Source organism: Streptomyces gilvosporeus, from assembly GCF_002082195.1.
GTDB classification, from domain to species: Bacteria; Actinomycetota; Actinomycetes; order Streptomycetales; family Streptomycetaceae; genus Streptomyces; species Streptomyces gilvosporeus.
Window position 1 is genome coordinate 5,188,934 of sequence record NZ_CP020569.1, and the last position, 15,908, is coordinate 5,204,841.

At 69.7% G+C, this 15,908-nt stretch carries 13 protein-coding genes and 1 tRNA gene; all 14 read left to right on the top strand.

The window, feature by feature from the left end; all coding sequences use genetic code 11:
• Nucleotides 1-172 precede the first annotated feature (172 nt).
• Nucleotides 173-1,423 (top strand): DNA polymerase III subunit delta', encoded by a 1,251-nt coding sequence (locus B1H19_RS23140; protein ID WP_083106703.1) that lies wholly within the window; start codon nucleotides 173-175, stop codon nucleotides 1,421-1,423.
• Nucleotides 1,424-2,048: 625 nt separating this feature from the next.
• Nucleotides 2,049-3,656: an alpha/beta hydrolase gene (locus tag B1H19_RS23145; protein WP_083106704.1), complete on the top strand. Its 1,608-nt coding sequence runs from the start codon at nucleotides 2,049-2,051 to the stop codon at nucleotides 3,654-3,656.
• Nucleotides 3,657-3,738: 82 nt separating this feature from the next.
• Nucleotides 3,739-3,815: transfer RNA gene (locus tag B1H19_RS23150), tRNA-Thr, on the top strand.
• Nucleotides 3,816-4,205: 390 nt separating this feature from the next.
• Nucleotides 4,206-5,360 carry an RNA polymerase sigma factor gene (locus B1H19_RS23155; RefSeq protein WP_083106705.1) on the top strand — a complete coding sequence of 385 codons (1,155 nt, stop codon included), beginning with the start codon at nucleotides 4,206-4,208 and terminating at the stop codon, nucleotides 5,358-5,360.
• A gap of 126 nt (nucleotides 5,361-5,486) precedes the next feature.
• Entirely contained in the window at nucleotides 5,487-6,476 is a 990-nt protein-coding gene (locus B1H19_RS23160; protein WP_083106706.1) for an ABC transporter ATP-binding protein, read from the top strand.
• Nucleotides 6,473-7,243, top strand: a complete 771-nt coding sequence (locus tag B1H19_RS23165; RefSeq protein ID WP_083106707.1) for an MlaE family ABC transporter permease — start codon at nucleotides 6,473-6,475, stop codon at nucleotides 7,241-7,243. The genes B1H19_RS23160 and B1H19_RS23165 overlap by 4 nt, the downstream gene beginning before the upstream one ends.
• 2 nt (nucleotides 7,244-7,245) lie before the next feature.
• Nucleotides 7,246-8,073, top strand: a complete 828-nt coding sequence (locus tag B1H19_RS23170; RefSeq protein ID WP_083106708.1) for an MlaE family ABC transporter permease — start codon at nucleotides 7,246-7,248, stop codon at nucleotides 8,071-8,073.
• Between the two features lie 3 nt (nucleotides 8,074-8,076).
• On the top strand, nucleotides 8,077-9,330 hold the full coding sequence (locus B1H19_RS23175; protein WP_083106709.1) for an MCE family protein: 1,254 nt from the start codon (nucleotides 8,077-8,079) through the stop codon (nucleotides 9,328-9,330).
• Nucleotides 9,327-10,355, top strand: coding sequence for an MCE family protein (locus B1H19_RS23180; protein WP_083106710.1), 1,029 nt, complete (start codon nucleotides 9,327-9,329; stop codon nucleotides 10,353-10,355). Before B1H19_RS23175 ends, B1H19_RS23180 begins: the two co-directional genes overlap by 4 nt.
• On the top strand, nucleotides 10,352-11,359 hold the full coding sequence (locus B1H19_RS23185; RefSeq protein ID WP_083106711.1) for an MCE family protein: 1,008 nt from the start codon (nucleotides 10,352-10,354) through the stop codon (nucleotides 11,357-11,359). Before B1H19_RS23180 ends, B1H19_RS23185 begins: the two co-directional genes overlap by 4 nt.
• A 32-nt stretch (nucleotides 11,360-11,391) precedes the next feature.
• Complete coding sequence (locus tag B1H19_RS23190; protein WP_083109817.1) at nucleotides 11,392-12,732, top strand: MCE family protein; 1,341 nt, start codon at nucleotides 11,392-11,394, stop codon at nucleotides 12,730-12,732.
• The gene (locus B1H19_RS23195; protein ID WP_083106712.1) at nucleotides 12,729-14,036 is read left to right on the top strand and encodes an MCE family protein; all 1,308 of its coding nucleotides are present in this window, start codon (nucleotides 12,729-12,731) and stop codon (nucleotides 14,034-14,036) included. Before B1H19_RS23190 ends, B1H19_RS23195 begins: the two co-directional genes overlap by 4 nt.
• A complete protein-coding gene (locus B1H19_RS23200) occupies nucleotides 14,033-15,316 on the top strand; it encodes an MCE family protein (protein WP_083106713.1) in 1,284 nt (427 codons plus the stop codon). The genes B1H19_RS23195 and B1H19_RS23200 overlap by 4 nt, the downstream gene beginning before the upstream one ends.
• Nucleotides 15,289-15,864 carry a hypothetical protein gene (locus B1H19_RS23205; protein ID WP_237289482.1) on the top strand — a complete coding sequence of 192 codons (576 nt, stop codon included), beginning with the start codon at nucleotides 15,289-15,291 and terminating at the stop codon, nucleotides 15,862-15,864. Before B1H19_RS23200 ends, B1H19_RS23205 begins: the two co-directional genes overlap by 28 nt.
• Nucleotides 15,865-15,908: the final 44 nt, after the last annotated feature.

The following is a 15,908-nucleotide window of genomic DNA, read 5'->3' on the forward strand; positions in this document are numbered from 1 at the left end:
GGCGGGCGCGGCCGATCTGCGGAGCGCGGACCCGGCACCCGTTCGGGGTCCGGTTGTCAGCGGGGTGGACCACAATGGGTCACAGCGATGGTTCAGGGCGCACGGTGCGTACCGCCCGGCCCATGGCGCGGGCGGGCACGAAGCAGGACGGACAGGAACGGCGGGCAGCGCGATGACGGTGTGGGACGACGTGGTCGGCCAGGACCGGGTGACCGAGCAGCTCGCCGCGGCCGCCCGCGACGCGGACGCGATCGTGACCGCCGACGACGCCGCGGGCGCGGCGGCCGCGGCCCCGTTGGCCGCACCGGCGCCCGCCGGGCAGCGCGGCGCCGGCCAGATGACCCACGCCTGGCTGTTCACGGGCCCGCCCGGATCCGGCCGGGCCACCGCCGCCCGCGCCTTCGCCGCCGCGCTGCAATGCGTCAGCCCCGACCGCGCGCTGGGCGGCGCTCCCGGCTGCGGCTTCTGCGACGGCTGCCACACCACCATGGTCGGCACGCACGCCGACGTCGAGATCGTCCGTACGGACCTGCTCTCCATCGGCGTCAAGGAGACCCGCGACCTGGTCCGCCGCGCCTCCCTCTCGCCGGCCGGCGGCCGCTGGCAGGTGATCGTCCTGGAGGACGCCGACCGCCTCACCGAAGGCGCCGGCAACGTCCTGCTGAAGGCCGTGGAGGAGCCCGCGCCCCGTACGGTCTGGCTCCTGTGCGCCCCCTCGATCGAGGATGTCCTGCCCACCATCCGTTCCCGCTGCCGCCACCTCACCCTCACCACGCCGCCGGTCGACGCCGTCGCCGAGGTTCTGGTCCGCCGCGACGGCATCGAACCGGAGACCGCCGCCCGCGCAGCCCGCGCCACCCAGGGCCATATCGGCCGGGCCCGCCGCCTGGCCACCGACGAGCGCGCCCGGACCCGGCGCGCCGCCGTCCTCAAACTCCCCCTGCGCATCGACGACATCGGCGGCTGCCTCAAGGCCGCCCAGGAGATGATCGATGCCGCGGGGGAGGACGCCAAGCAGGTCGCCGAGGAGGTCGACGCCAAGGAGACCGAGGAGCTGCGCGCCGCCCTAGGCGCCGCGGCCGGGACCGGAGGCCGGCTGCCCCGTGGCACGGCCGGTGTGATGAAGGAGCTCCAGGACAAGCAGAAGCGCCGCGCCACCCGCACCCAGCGCGACAGCCTCGACCTGGCCCTCGTCGACCTCACCGGCTTCTACCGCGACGTCCTCGCCCTCCAGATGGGCGCCGCCGTCCCGCTGGCCAATGACGAGGTCCGCGACAGCGTCCAGCGCATCGCGGCCGCCTCGACCGCCGAACGAACCCTGCGCCGTATAGAAGCCGTGATCGCCTGCCGCGAGGCCCTGGACCGCAATGTGGCCCCGCTGCTCGCCGTGGAGGCCATGACGGCCGCCTTGCGGGCCGGCTGACCACCGGGCGGGCCCGCGCTTCCGCACCGCCACCGAGAGGAGCCGCGCAGCCAGACACCACTGCCGCCTCGCACGGGACGCTGCCGCACCGGGCCGTCTCGCCAGGAGGCCGGGTCGCCACGAGACCGGGTCGCCACGAGGCCGGGGTGGACCCGCCCACCGCCGTACCGCCGTGCGCACCCGCCCCGCCCGCCGTACGCCGATCGGCCCGACGGCCCGTACGCCCTTCCGCCCTCTTCCGCCCCCGCTCCGGACCGGCCGGGGCATCCGCTGACGTGGGCAGCAGGGAGGCCGCCCCGCACTCCCCGGACGCGCGGAGCAACGCGAACGCCCCAGAACGGACCGAATCAGAGCGCACATACCGTTCCACCCTGGATACGCTCCGTTCCAGATCACCTTCGCACCCCCGCGCCCACACCCGTCACCGCCGCAACCGCACCAGCCAGCCGCCACCACCGCATCCGACGGTGGCGCCCACCCCACCCACCCCGCACGCCACGCCATCTCCCCCACCTCGCCGAACCAGGGACCGTACGAGGGACCGCATCAGGGACCGCGTCAGGGACCGTACGAGGGACCACACCAGGGACCGAACCAGGGACCGAGACCGAGGGACCGATCGCCCATGGCCACCAGCCGCCGCCTGCTCCGCACCACCGCCGCCGCCGTCTTCGCGGCCACCACACTGCTGATCTCCAGCTGCTCGTCGTCGGGCCCGGCCGCCCCCGGCCCGGCGCCCTCCCCCGGCAGCGCACACGACGCCGGCGACCAGCACGCCACCGCCGACGGCGGCTCGTCCGTCCTCGCGCCCCTCCCGGTCGCCATCCCGGCCAAGCTCCGCCCGTACTACGACCAGAAGCTGACCTGGCACGCGTGCAGCACCGCCGGCTTCCAGTGCGCCACGATGAAGGTGCCCCTGGACTACGACAAGCCCAACGCGGGGACCGACATCAAACTCGCGGTGGCCCGCAGGAAGGCCACCGGCCCCGGTACCCGCCTCGGCTCCCTCTTGGTCAATCCGGGCGGCCCGGGCGGTTCGGCGATCGAATACCTCGAGCAGTACGCGCCCCAGCCGGCCGCGGTCCGCGCGCGCTACGACATGGTGGGGCTGGACCCCCGGGGCGTGGGCCGCAGCACCCCGGTCGAATGCCTCACCGACCGGCAGATGGACCGCTTCACCCAGACCGACCAGACCCCCGACACCTCGGCCGAGGTCGACAAGCTCACCACCGCCTACCGAAACTTCGCCAAGGGCTGCGAGGCCCGCTCCGCCAAGCTGCTCCCGCACGTCTCCACCATCGAGGCGGCCCGTGACATGGACGTCCTGCGCGCCCTCCTGGGCGACAAGAAGCTGACGTATGTGGGCGCCTCCTACGGAACCTTCCTCGGCGCCACCTACGCCGGCCTCTTCCCCACCCGCTCCGGCCGCCTGGTCCTCGACGGCGCCATGGACCCTGCGCTCGACTCCCGCACCATCAACATCAACCAGACCACCGGCTTCAACACCGCCTTCACCGCCTTCGCCGCCGACTGCATCAAGCGCAAGGACTGCCCCCTCGGCACCCAGAGCACCACGGACGCCGGCCGCCGCCTCTCCGCCTTCTTCAAACGGCTCGACGCCCACCCGCTCCCGACCGGTGAGGAGCGCAAGCTGACCGAATCGCTGGCCACCACGGGTGTGATCGCCGCGATGTACGACCAGGGGTCCTGGCCGACCCTGCGCGCCTATCTCGCCACGGCCCAGCGGGGCAACGGCCGCGGCCTGCTCGCCCTCTCCGACAGCTACTACGAGCGCGACGCCGAGGGCCACTACGCCAACCAGATGTACGCCAACCCGGCCGTCAACTGCCTCGACCTCCCGCCCGCCTTCACCACCCCCAGCCAGGTCGAGGCCGCCCTTCCCACCTTCCGCAAGGCTTCCCCGGTCTTCGGCAACTCCTTCGCCTGGGCCGCCCTGAACTGCGCCTACTGGCCCGTCAAGCCCACCGGCACCGTCCACCGCATCGAAGCCAAGGGCGCCGCCCCGATCGTCGTCGTCGGCACCACCCGCGACCCCGCCACCCCCTACACCTGGGCCCAGGGCCTCGCCCGCCAGCTCTCCAGCGCCACTCTCCTCACCTACGTGGGCGACGGCCACACCGCATACGGCCGCGGCAGCGACTGCATCGACACCGCCATCAACACCTACCTCCTGGACGGCACCACCCCACCCAAGAACAAGCGCTGCACCTGACCACCCCACCCCACCCGCTGACCAGCTCCTAAACCCGTACCGAAGCACCCCCTGGCAATGTGTAGACTGGGCCGCGCACCACGCCGCCTTAGCTCAGTTGGCCAGAGCAACGCACTCGTAATGCGTAGGTCTCGGGTTCGAATCCCGAAGGCGGCTCCATTCAAGGCCAGGTCAGACCCCGTCTGACCTGGCCTTTTGCGAGCCATTCCTGATGGAGTGTCATCCCCGCAGGGGGCCGTGTGGCCGGGGGCGCAAGGGGAGCGCATTGCGGGCTCTTGCGGCGCGTCCGTGGGGCCCGTCATCGTCGGCGCTGCGCATCTCCGACAGCCAGATCCCGTCCGGCGAGCGATTCCGGTGACTGGGTTCGTGGGGCGTAACGCTACTGAGTGGATCGAAACGCAACTGAATCGTGACTGGCTTCGCGCTCATTCGGCCACGGTCCCCCCTCCCGCCGCGGTGTACCTGCCGGTAATGTCGGCCGCCATCGACCGGGGGGTATGGACGGCTCTTCCGAGGGGCCAGTGTGGCGAAACGGTGCGAGGAGGCCTGATGGCGACTGATCCGCAGTCCGTACATTCGGGGCGACCGCATGGCTGCTCGGACGAGCGCTGGCAGCGTATGTGGAGCCATCGCGAGCATCTGCTGAGGGTCGCGCGCAGGCGGTCCGTGAGCGTCGAGGACGCGGAGGACGCCGTACACGAGGCGATGGTGCGTGCCATGGAGAATCCGCATGTCGAGGACGAGCGGCTCGGGGCGTGGCTCACGACCGTGACCATGCGCCTGTGTGTCGACCGGTACCGCCAGGTCAATCGTGAAGCCGAGGTCGGCACCCGCTCGACGCTGCCCCCGCGCCTCATCGCCCCCGTCGACGAAGTGGTGTGCGATCGCGCCGAGGCCAAGTGGCTGGCGAACCGGAGCGGGGACCTGCCCGCACGGCAGGCGGAGGCGCTCTGGCTCAAGTCAGAAGACCTGGACGTCGGCGAGGTTGCCCGGAAGATGGGGCTGAGCTACCGGACGGTCGAGTCGCTGCTCGCCAGGGCCCGCCGTACGATGCGCAACTCGCTCGCCGCGACGCTCGCCACCGGCTTCTGGATGTGCTTGCGCGGCCGGTCCTGGCTGGGCAGCGGTGCGCAGATGGCGACGGCGGTGTCCACCGCGGCGACGCTTGCAGCTCTGGGGCTCGCGCTTCCCGCCATGCATATGGAGGAGGACGGGGTTCGTCCGCGGTCCTCCTCCGAGAGCGTGGGCGACTCGCCCACGGCGGAGGAGAGTCGCCAACGGACCGACGTGCCCGGCCCGATGGCCGCATCGGAGTCCCGCGGTCCCGGCGCGCCGAGGCCGGCCGGGCCGCTCGCCGGCGCCGGTCCGATACTGCTCGACGTGTCGCTCCCGCTGGCGCTCCCGCAGTCGGCCGTTCCGGCCACGCCGTCCGTTCATCGGATGCTCTCTGGACTGGATGTTCAGGGTGTTCAGGGTGTTCCGGACGCGCCGGGTGTTCCGAAAGCCCCTCGGGTGCCCGGTCGTCGACCTCTCTCCTCCGCTTCTTCGGCGCCTCCGGCTGCTCCGTCCACTCCGTCCGCTCCGTCTGCTCCGTCCGTTCCTGGCACTTCTACCGAGGGTGCCGAGGGCGCCGAGGGCGGCGCACCGGTGGCCACCCCGAGCGGCACCCCCGGCGAACTGCCGCGCGTGCCCCGCGCACAGTGATGTTCGCCCCTGGTCAACGCGGGATTGCGGCCCGGTAAAAAAAATCTCGGCGGACGAGCGACGGACGCCCCGCCCTCCCCCGTAGAGCTGATGACAGAGCTACTTCAGGGCTGAAGGGCGGGCCGGATGGGTGTCGAGATCTGCGTGGAAGGGCTGACCAAGTCCTTCGGTCACCAGGTTGTTTGGCAGGACGTGTCGCTGACTCTGCCCGCTGGGGAGATATCGGTCATGCTGGGTCCTTCGGGCACCGGCAAGTCTGTGTTCCTGAAGACGCTCGTCGGCTTGCTGAAGCCGGACAGAGGCTCGATCACGATCGCGGGAAAGGACATCACCCGGCTCCGCGAGCACGACCTGTACGAGGTGCGCAAGTTGTTCGGCGTCCTCTTCCAGGACGGTGCGCTGTTCGGCTCGATGAACCTCTACGACAACATCGCCTTCCCGCTGCGTGAGCACACGCGCAGATCCGAGAGCGAGATCAAGCGGATCGTCCTGGAAAAAATGGACATGGTCGGCCTGATCGGAGCCGAGCAGAAGCTGCCCGGCGAGATATCGGGCGGCATGCGCAAGCGAGCGGGTCTGGCGCGGGCGCTGGTGCTCGACCCGGAGATCATCCTCTTCGACGAGCCCGACTCCGGGCTCGACCCGGTGCGCGTGGCGTACCTCAACCAGCTGATCGTCGACCTGAACGCGCAGATCGACGCCACCTTCCTGATCGTCACCCACGACATCGCCTCGGCCCGCCAGGTGCCGGACAACATCGGCCTGCTCTTCCGCCGCGAGCTGGTGATGTTCGGCCCCCGCGAAGACCTGCTCACCAGTGATGAGCCGGTCGTGGGCCAGTTCCTCAACGGACGCATGCAGGGTCCGATCGGCATGGCCGAGGAGAAGGACGCGGCCCAGGTCAAGCAGGAGCTCGCCGAGCTCCATGCCGGAAACCACCGGGGTCCGAAGGGCGGCAAGGGGTCGGGCGGGGGCAAGATCCCGCGCCTGCTGCCCAGCCCCGGCATCACCCGCCCGCCCCGCTGGGAGGCGATCGCCGAGCACGAGGAGCACATGCAGAGGCTGCGGAAGCTGCGCGTGGCCGTGGGCACGGACGGCGGGGTGACCGGAGCATGAGCCTCTCGCCCACGGCCGGGCTGAAACATGCGGGCAGTCTCTTCTCGCTGGCTCTGGACGTTCTCCGCGCCCTGCCGCGCCGCCCTTTTCAGCTGCGGGAGTTCATCCAGCAGTCCTGGTTCATCGCGAGCGTCACGATCCTGCCGACCGCGCTGGTCTCCATCCCGTTCGGCGCTGTCATCGCACTCCAAATCGGAAGCCTGACACGGCAGTTGGGCGCACAGTCCTTCTCCGGAGCCGCATCGGTCCTGGCGGTCCTCCGTGAGGCGTCGCCGATCGTGACCGCCCTCCTCATCGCGGGCGCCGGCGGCTCCGCGATCTGCGCGGACCTCGGCGCACGCAAGATCCGCGAGGAGATCGACGCCATGGAAGTCCTCGGCATCGATCCGATCCACCGGCTGGTCGTCCCTCGTGTGCTGGGCTCGATGACCGTGGCGGTGCTCCTCAACGGACTGGTCTCCGTGGTCGGCGTGGGCGGCGGCTACTTCTTCAACGTCGTGATGCAGAACGGGACGCCGGGCGCGTATCTGGCCTCCTTCACCACCCTCGCTCAGCTGCCCGACCTCTATTGGGCCGAACTGAAAGCGCTGATCTTCGGCGCCATCGCGGCGATCGTCGCCTCGTACAAGGGCCTGAACGCCAAGGGCGGTCCGAAGGGAGTCGGCGACGCGGTGAACCAATCGGTCGTCATCACGTTCATGCTGCTGTTCGTCACCAACTTCGTGATGACTGCGGTCTACTTCCAGCTCGTTCCGCAGAGGGGTTAGTGATGGCGCTGTCGGAACGATTCCTCTCCGGCCCCCTCCGCTCCCTCGAGGAGCTCGGGACCCAGCTGTCCTTCTACGGGCGCTCCCTCGCCTGGACCGGCCGCACCCTGCGCCGTTACAAGAAGGAGGTCCTGCGCCTGCTGGCCGAAGTGAGCTTCGGCCGCGGAGCGCTGGCGGTCATCGGCGGCACCGTCGGTGTCATCGCCTTCCTCTCCTTCTTCACCGGCACCGAGGTCGGCCTCCAGGGATACACCGCGCTCAACCAGCTCGGCACCTCCAACTTCGTGGCGTTCATCTCCGCCTACTTCAACACCCGTGAGATCGCACCCCTGGTCTCCGGGCTCGCACTCTCCGCCACGGTCGGCGCCGGGTTCACCGCCCAGCTCGGCGCGATGCGGATCAGCGAGGAGGTCGACGCGCTTGAGGTGATGGGCGTCCCCTCACTGCCGTTCCTGGTCACGACCCGGATGATCGCCGGGTTCCTCGCGGTGATCCCGCTCTATGTGATCGGTCTGCTGTCCTCGTACTTCGCGGCCCGGGCGATCACCACCGGCTACTACGGGCAGTCCAGCGGCACCTACGACCACTACTTCCAGCAGTACCTGCCACCTGTCGACGTGCTCTGGTCGTTCGGCAAGGCGATCGTCTTCGCCGTCGTGATCATCCTGGTCCACTGCTACTACGGCTACTGCGCCAAGGGCGGCCCCGCGGGGGTCGGCGTGGCGGTCGGCCGCGCGGTACGGACGTCCATCGTCGCCATCAACATCCTTGACTTCTTCCTCAGCCTGGCGATCTGGGGAGCCACCACGACCGTGCGGATCGCGGGGTAGCCGATGTCGACAACCCATCCACTCAAGCTGCGGCTTTACGGCGTCGTCTTCCTCGTCGTCATCGGCCTGCTGCTGTCGCTCACCGTGGCGATCTACCAGAAGGTGTTCACACCGGTCGTAGCGGTCACTCTGCAGGCGGACACCGTCGGCAACCAGCTGGAGCCGCTCGCCGACGTGAAGGTGCGCGGCCTCATCGTGGGCGAGGTCCGCGGTGTGCGGGCCGACGGCGACAAGGCCACGGTCGACATCGCGCTCTCGCCCGAGCAGGCGTCGCTCATCCCGGCCGACGTCCACGCCCTGCTGCTGCCCAAGACGCTGTTCGGCGAGAAGTACGTCGACCTGGAGATCCCGGAGAAGTCCTCCGCGCGGCCGATCCGGGCCGGAGACGTGATCTCCCAGGACCGTACGAAGGCCGGCATCGAGCTCCAGAAGCTGATGGACGACCTGTTGCCGCTGCTCCGTGCGGTCCAGCCGGCCAAGCTGAACGCGACGCTGTCGGCCGTCGCCACTGCGCTTGACGGCCGCGGTGACGAGATCGGTGCGAACTTGGAGCGCGTCGAGCGCTATCTCCACCGCCTCAACCCGCACATGCCGGCCCTGCGCACCGACATCTCGCGGCTGGCCGACGCGGTCGATCTCTACGGAGACGCCGCCCCCGACCTGTTGAGAATCCTGCGCAACACCATCGCCACCAGCCAGACCGTCGTCGAGAAGAAGGACGCCATGGCCTCGGTCCTCACCGGGACCACCACCTTCGCGCACACCGCGCAGGACGTCCTCGACGAGAACTCCGCGCGGCTCATCACCCTCGGCCGCGTCTCCCGTCCCACCCTCGCACTGTTCGATCGCTACTCGCCCGAATACCCCTGTCTCCTCAGTGGCCTGACGAAGGAAGAACCGCTGGCCGAGCAGATCTTCAAGGGCGGGAAGATGCACATCACCCTGGAGGCCGTCCTGCCCCGCTCCCCCTACCGTCCCGGCGAGGAGCCGCGCTACGCCGACCGCTCCGGTCCCAACTGCCGCGGACTTCCCCACCCCGGCACGCCCCAGCCGCCGATCAAGCTCAACGACGGCACCAAGGGCTCCGGCGGCTCGGCATCCGCAGGACAGAGCGGTGTGACGGCAACGGCCGCCGAACAGCGGCTCATCGGCCCGCTCGTGGCCCCGGTCATGGGTGTGTCCGCCGACGAGGTGCCGTCCGTGACGACCCTTCTCTTCGGCCCGATGGCGCGGGGAACGGCGGTGAGTGTCGTATGAAGGCCAGGGAAACGGTCGCGCCACTGGTCAAGTTCAGCATCTTCGCCGTGGTGACCCTCCTCGCGACAGCGATGCTCTCGGCCACGATCGTCAACGTCGACTTCGTCCCCAAGGACACCTACAAGGCGGTGTTCAGCGATGTCACCAGCCTGGAGGAGGGCGACGACATCCGGGTGGCCGGTGTGCGCGTCGGTGAGGTCGAAGACATCCAGATCAAGGACCGGACCCTCGCCGAGGTCACCTTCAGCGTCTCCGACGACCGGCCGTTGCTCACCTCGACGGGCGCCGTCATCCGTTTCCGGAGCCTCGTCGGGCAGCGGTACATCGCGCTGACCGAGGGAGCCGGGGACGGCACCAGGCTCAAGCCCGGAAGCACCATCCCGCTCTCCCGTACGCAGCCCGCCCTCGACCTCAACGCGCTGCTGAACGGCTTCAAGCCGCTCTTCGCCGCGCTGAGCCCGAAGGACGTCAACCAGCTCGCGTCGGAGATCATCAAGACCCTCCAGGGCGAGGGCGGCACGGTCGACAGCCTGCTTGCACACACCGCCTCGCTCACCACGACGCTCGCCGACCGCGACGAGCTGATCGGTTCCGTGATCGACAACCTCAACGAGGTGCTGGGAACGCTGGACAAGCGCAGCACGCGCTTCTCCGGCCTGCTCAAGCAGCTACAGCGGCTGATCTCCGGACTGTCCGCCGACCGCGAGGCGATCGGCACCTCGCTCACCGGCATCGGCGACCTCGCGGGCGCCACCTCCGGCCTGCTGAAGGACGGCCGTCCGGCACTGCGGTCCGACATCGCGGGACTGTCGGAGCTCTCCGGGACGCTGAACAAGAACGAGAAGACCGTGGAGGGCGTCCTGAAGCGACTGCCGCACAAGCTCAACAAGCTGACCGCCACCGGCTCGTACGGCTCCTGGTTCAACTTCTATCTGTGCGACTTCGACGGCCGGATCGTGCTGCCGCAGACGGCGAAGTCGTACACGCCCGACCTCCACGTCGCCCAGGCGAGGTGTGGCCGATGATGCCCTTCCGCGAGCGCAACCCCGTCACGATCGGAGCGGTGGGCCTCACCCTCATCGCGGTGCTGATCGCCGGTGCGTTCAACATCGAGAACCTTCCGCTGATCGGGAACGGAGAGGAGTACAGCGCCGCCTTCTCCGAGGCGAGCGGTCTGAAGTCGGGTGACGAGGTCCGCATCGCCGGGGTCAAGGTCGGAAAGGTCGGCGCCGTCGACCTCGACGGCGACCATGTCAAGGTCACCTTCCGCGTCAAGGACGAGGCGAAGTTCGGGAGCGACACCGGCGCGTCCATCCGGGTCAAGACGATCCTGGGGGCCAAGTACCTCTCATTGGAGCCGAAGGGCACCGGTCAGCTGGAGCCCGGGAGCGAGATCCCGCTGAAGCGGACGGTGTCGGCGTACGACGTGGTGGAGGCGTTCAGCGACCTGACGACGACCAGCGAGAAGGTCGACACCGAGAACCTGGCGAAGGCCATGGACACGATCTCCACGACCTTCAAGGACTCGCCCGCCGAGGTCAAGGCGTCCATCAGGGGGCTGTCCCGGCTCTCCAGGACCGTGGCCTCGCGTGACATGGAGCTGCGTGAGCTGCTCTCGCACGCCAACGGCGTGACCGGTGTGCTCTCCGACCGGTCGAAGGAGTTCATGAAGCTGGTGAAGGACGGCAGCGCGCTCTTCGAGGAGATCAACAAGCGGCGCGCGGCGATCCACGACCTGCTCGTGAACGCCTCCGAACTCGGTGTGCAGCTCTCCGGCCTCGTCGACGACAACCGCCGGCAGATCGGCCCCGCGCTGAACCGCCTGAACACGTTTGTCGGGATGCTCCAGCGCAACGAGAAGAGCCTCGACCGCAGCGTCAAACAACTGGCGCCCTTCGTCCGGGTCTTCACCAACACCCTGGGCAACGGCCGCTGGTTCGACACCTACATCCAGAACCTCGTCGCCGCGCCCGCGACCGTGCGGGGCGGCTCGTCCGCGCCCCAGACACCCTCGGGAGGGTCCCGATGAAGCGGCCACAGAACCGGCCCCGGCGCGGGTCCTTGCAGCGGCCGCGGTGGACCTTCCTGCCGCAGAGGGGCACCCGCGGTCTCCCCGAGGGGCGCACCCGCCGCGTTCCTCAGGGGCGCACCGGCCGCGTGCCTCGGCCCCGGCGCGGGTCCTTGCAGCGGCCGCGGTGGACCTTCCTGCCGCAGAGGGGCACCCGCGGTCTCCCCGAGGGGCGCACCCGCCGCCTCCCCACGAGGCGCACCCGCCGCGTCGTCGCGCTCGCCGCCGTCCTGTGTCTGCTCGTCGCCGGCCTGACCGTCGCGTTCTGGCCGAAGCCGGACCCCGTCAAGGTCACCGCGTACTTCCCGCGGACCGTCGGCATCTACCCCGGGTCGGACGTCCGCGTCCTCGGCATTCCGATCGGGGAGGTCAAGAGCGTCACCCCGCAGGGCCGCAGGGTGCGGGTCGAGATGGAGTACGAGGCCGATCGCAAGGTGCCCGCGGGCGCCAAGGCCGCGATCGTCAACTCCTCTGTGGTCAGCGACCGTTACGTCCAGATGCTGCCGGTGTACCGCGGGGGCCCGGTCATGAAGAGCGGCGCGGTCATCCCCGAGGAGCGGACGGCCGTACCGGTCGAGCTGGACCGGATCTTCGACAGCCTCCACACCACATCGGAGGCGCTCGGTCCGCGCGGTGCCAACAAGAACGGAGCACTGTCCCGGCTCATCGGCGTCAGTGCGGACAACCTCCGGGGGAATGGCAAGGACCTGCACCAGACGATCAAGGATGTCTCGCAGGCCCTCACCACTCTCGACGACGGACGCAAGGACATGTTCGGGACGGTGAAGAACCTTCAGGTGTTCACGGCCGCGCTGGCGGCGGACGACGACGGCGTCCGCTCGTTCAACGACAGTCTGGCCACGACCGCGAACCAGCTCTCCGGCGAGCGCAAGGACCTGGCGGAGGCGTTCAGGAACCTGTCCGTCGCGCTCAAGGACGTATCCGTCTTCGTCCATGGCAACAAGAAGGCGCTGACCCGCAATGTGAAGGGTCTCAGCGAGGTGACCCGCGTGCTGGTCAAGCAGCGCGCCGCACTGGAGGAGCTGATGGACGTCGCGCCCGCAGGTCTCGGCAATCTCGCGAACGCCTACAACCCGGCATCGGGCACGCTGGACACCCGTAACAACGCCGAGCAGTCGCAGGATCCGGCCGGCCTGATGTGCTCCCTGCTCAGGACGGCGGGCGAGACGTCGGACTGCAAGGACCTGGGGAAGCTGTTCGGCGACCTCCCCAAGCTGCCGACCGCCAACTCCCTGACCGGCGCGGTCCCCCCGGCGTCCGGTGTCGCCACGACCGACAAGACGCTCGGCGGCATCCTGGGAGCCCGGGCATGACCGCCCCGCGCAAAGCGGCCCTGTGGGCGGTCGCCGGGGCGCTGCTGCTGACCGGCTGTGAGTTCAACGGCCTGTACGACGTCCCGCTGCCCGGCGGCGCCGCCGACGACGGAGACGCGTACCACGTCACGGTCGAGTTCCGGGACGTTCTCGACCTCGTGCCGCAGTCCGCGGTCAAGGTCAACAACGTCACCGTGGGCGCCGTGGAGAAGGTGGAGCTGCACGGCTGGCAGGCGCGGGTACGGCTGCGCGTCGACGACGCGGTGAAGCTGCCGGCCAACGCCGTCGCGGAGCTGCGCCAGACCAGCATTCTCGGTGAGAAGTACGTCTCGCTCGCCAAGCCCGTGGACGTACGGCCCGTCGGCAGGCTCATCGAGGGCGCGAAGATCCCGCTGTCCCGGAGCAACCGGAACCCGGAGATCGAGGAGGTGCTGTCCGCTCTGTCGGCGCTGCTCAACGGCGGCGGCGTGGCGCAGCTCCACACCATCACCGTGGAGCTGAACCACACCATGGCGGGCCGCGAGGACCGGGTGAAGAACCTGCTGACCGAGCTGAACACCTTCCTCGGCGGCCTGGACGACCAGCGCTCGGAGATCATCCGCGCCATGAAGGGCATCGACAGGCTGTCCAAGAGGCTCGCGCAGGAGAAGGCCACGATCGGCCGGGCGGTCGACACCATGGCGCCGGCCGTGAAGGTCCTGGCCGACCAGCGCAAGGACCTGACGCGGATGCTGCGCTCCCTGTCCGACCTCGGCAGGGTCGGCACGAAGGTGATCAACGGCTCACGGGACGACACGATCGCCAACCTCAGGCACCTCCAGCCGATCCTCACCCAGCTGAACAGAGCGGGCGACGACCTGCCCAACGCGCTGGAGCTGATGACCACTTATCCGTTCCCGCGCAACTCCGTCGATGCCATCAAGGGCGACTACACCAACCTGCACATCACCGCGGACCTCGACCTGAAGAGCATCTACGGCAATCTCTCCAAGGGCGGTGGCAAGAAGCCCGGCTCGCCGCACAAGCCGCAGCCCAAGCTCCCCCTCCCCGGCGCGCCCGATGTGCCGGCCCCGCACGTGCCGGACCTCCCCGGTCCGGTGACACCGCCCTCGGTGCCCTGCCTGCCCGGCAGCAGCTGCGCGAAGGGCCAGGGAGGGGACAAGGGATCGTCCGGCGGCAGCGTGCTCTGCCCGCCGGTGTGCACCAGCAGCTACGCCGCCTACCGCGGCAGCGGCTGGACCGGTTTCGGCCCCGGCGTGGATCTGGGCCTCGCGGAGCTCATGACGAAGGGGATGCAGCCGTGATCACTCGTACGGTCAAGGTTCAGCTGCTCGCCTTCTCCGCGATCACCGCGATCGGTGTGTCGTACGCAGGCGCCGAGTACGCGGGACTGGGCGACCGCCTGACGGACGGCGGGTACTCCGTGCGGGCCCGGTTCGCCGACTCCGGCGGCATCTACTCGGGCGCCGAGGTCACGTACCGCGGCGCCCCCGTGGGCCGCGTCGGCGATCTGCGCCTGGCCGGCTCGGGCGTTTCGGTGGAGCTGCGCATCGAGGACGGCTCGCGCATCCCTGCCGACACGCTCGCGGTCGTGGCGAACCGCTCGGCGGTGGGCGAGCAGTACGTCGATCTGCAACCGCGTGCCGAAGGCGGCCCGTATCTGCACGAGGGCAGCGTGATCTCCCCCAGGGACACCCGCACGCCGCTGCCGACCACGGAGATGATCCGCAGCGTGGACCGCCTCGTCGGCTCCGTGGACAAGAAGGACCTGCGGACCACCGTCGACGAGTTGGGCCGGGCGTTCACCGGCACGGCCCCGCACCTGACCCGGATGGTCGACTCGGGCAACCGGCTCGTGGAGTCGGCGAGCGACAGCCTGCCCCAGACGATCTCGCTGATCGACGACTCGCGGACCGTCCTGAAGACGCAGATCGACAAGGGTTCGGAGTTCAAGTCGTTCTCCCACGACCTGGCGGACCTCACTGGGCAGATCAAGAACAGCGACCGGGACCTCCGCCGGCTGGTGGACAGCGGTTCGACGGCGGCGCCCGAGATGGACTCGCTGCTGAGGGCCAACCGGCAGGCGCTTCCGGTCCTGTTGGGGAACCTGATCAGCGGTGGACAGGTCACCGTGGCCCGGCTCCCCAACGTGGAGCAGACGCTGGTCACCTTCCCGGTCGTGGTGGCCGGCAGCTTCACCGTGCTGCCGGGTGACGGCACCAGCCACTTCGGCCTGGTGCTCAACTCCGACGACCCCCCGCCGTGCCGGCAGGGCTACGGATCGACGCAGCGGCGCGACCCGAAGGACACCCGCGAGGTGCCGGCGAACACGTCCGCGCGCTGCACCCTCCCGCGGGGCAGCAAGAGCTCGGTCCGCGGCGCGCAGAACGTTCCGCGGCCCGGAAGCTCCGAGGTGCAGGGCGGTCGCGGCTATCCGTCGTCGTACGTCGCACCGTACGACCCCGAAACCGGTCGGACCGCCGGTCCGGGCGGGGAGACCGTCCAGATCGGCTCGACGGGCGGAGAACAGAGTGCGTTCGGAAAGGAATCGTGGCAATGGCTGCTCGTCGGACCCATGGCATGATCCGCCGCCCGGCGGAGCGTACGGCGGCGTCCGCGCTGCGCCCTGCGGCCGAGGCCGTGCGCGCGGCGCGGGAGAGCCGGGTGCTCCCCGTGGTGCTCGCCGGCGTCCTCGCCGTGCTGGTGGTGCTCTCCGGCTTCTTCGGGGTGCGGCTGTACCAGCAGCACGGGGAGGAACAGCGCAATCAGAACATTCTGGCGGCGGCCCGGCAGTCTGCGGTGAATTTCACCTCGCTCGACTACCGGCACTACGACCGGGACAGCAAGGACGTCCTGAAGGGCGCCACCGGTGACTTCAAGAAGCAGTTCAGCGCCCAGACGAAGCAACTCACCAAGCTGGTCGGGGACAACAAGTCGGTTTCTGAGGGACGCGTCCTCGAAGCCGGTATCGCCAAGGCGGACGACAAGTCCGCCCAGGTCCTGGTCGTCGCCGACAGCAGGGTGACCAACGTCGCCGCGCCCCAGGGCCAGGCCCGCAACTACCGGCTGCAACTCGACCTCGTGCTCGAGGGCGGGCGGTGGCTGACCTCGAATGTCGAGTTCGTTGGCTGACCCGTCGGCTGATCCGCACCCCCCACAGCCGTCCGGCGAGTAAG

Coding starts and splice junctions, on each gene's coding strand:
- B1H19_RS23140 (WP_083106703.1), top strand. CDS start 173: ATGACGGTGTGGGACGACGTGGTCGGCCAGGACCGGGTGACCGAGCAG.
- B1H19_RS23145 (WP_083106704.1), top strand. CDS start 2,049: ATGGCCACCAGCCGCCGCCTGCTCCGCACCACCGCCGCCGCCGTCTTC.
- B1H19_RS23155 (WP_083106705.1), top strand. CDS start 4,206: ATGGCGACTGATCCGCAGTCCGTACATTCGGGGCGACCGCATGGCTGC.
- B1H19_RS23160 (WP_083106706.1), top strand. CDS start 5,487: ATGGGTGTCGAGATCTGCGTGGAAGGGCTGACCAAGTCCTTCGGTCAC.
- B1H19_RS23165 (WP_083106707.1), top strand. CDS start 6,473: ATGAGCCTCTCGCCCACGGCCGGGCTGAAACATGCGGGCAGTCTCTTC.
- B1H19_RS23170 (WP_083106708.1), top strand. CDS start 7,246: ATGGCGCTGTCGGAACGATTCCTCTCCGGCCCCCTCCGCTCCCTCGAG.
- B1H19_RS23175 (WP_083106709.1), top strand. CDS start 8,077: ATGTCGACAACCCATCCACTCAAGCTGCGGCTTTACGGCGTCGTCTTC.
- B1H19_RS23180 (WP_083106710.1), top strand. CDS start 9,327: ATGAAGGCCAGGGAAACGGTCGCGCCACTGGTCAAGTTCAGCATCTTC.
- B1H19_RS23185 (WP_083106711.1), top strand. CDS start 10,352: ATGATGCCCTTCCGCGAGCGCAACCCCGTCACGATCGGAGCGGTGGGC.
- B1H19_RS23195 (WP_083106712.1), top strand. CDS start 12,729: ATGACCGCCCCGCGCAAAGCGGCCCTGTGGGCGGTCGCCGGGGCGCTG.
- B1H19_RS23205 (WP_237289482.1), top strand. CDS start 15,289: ATGGCTGCTCGTCGGACCCATGGCATGATCCGCCGCCCGGCGGAGCGT.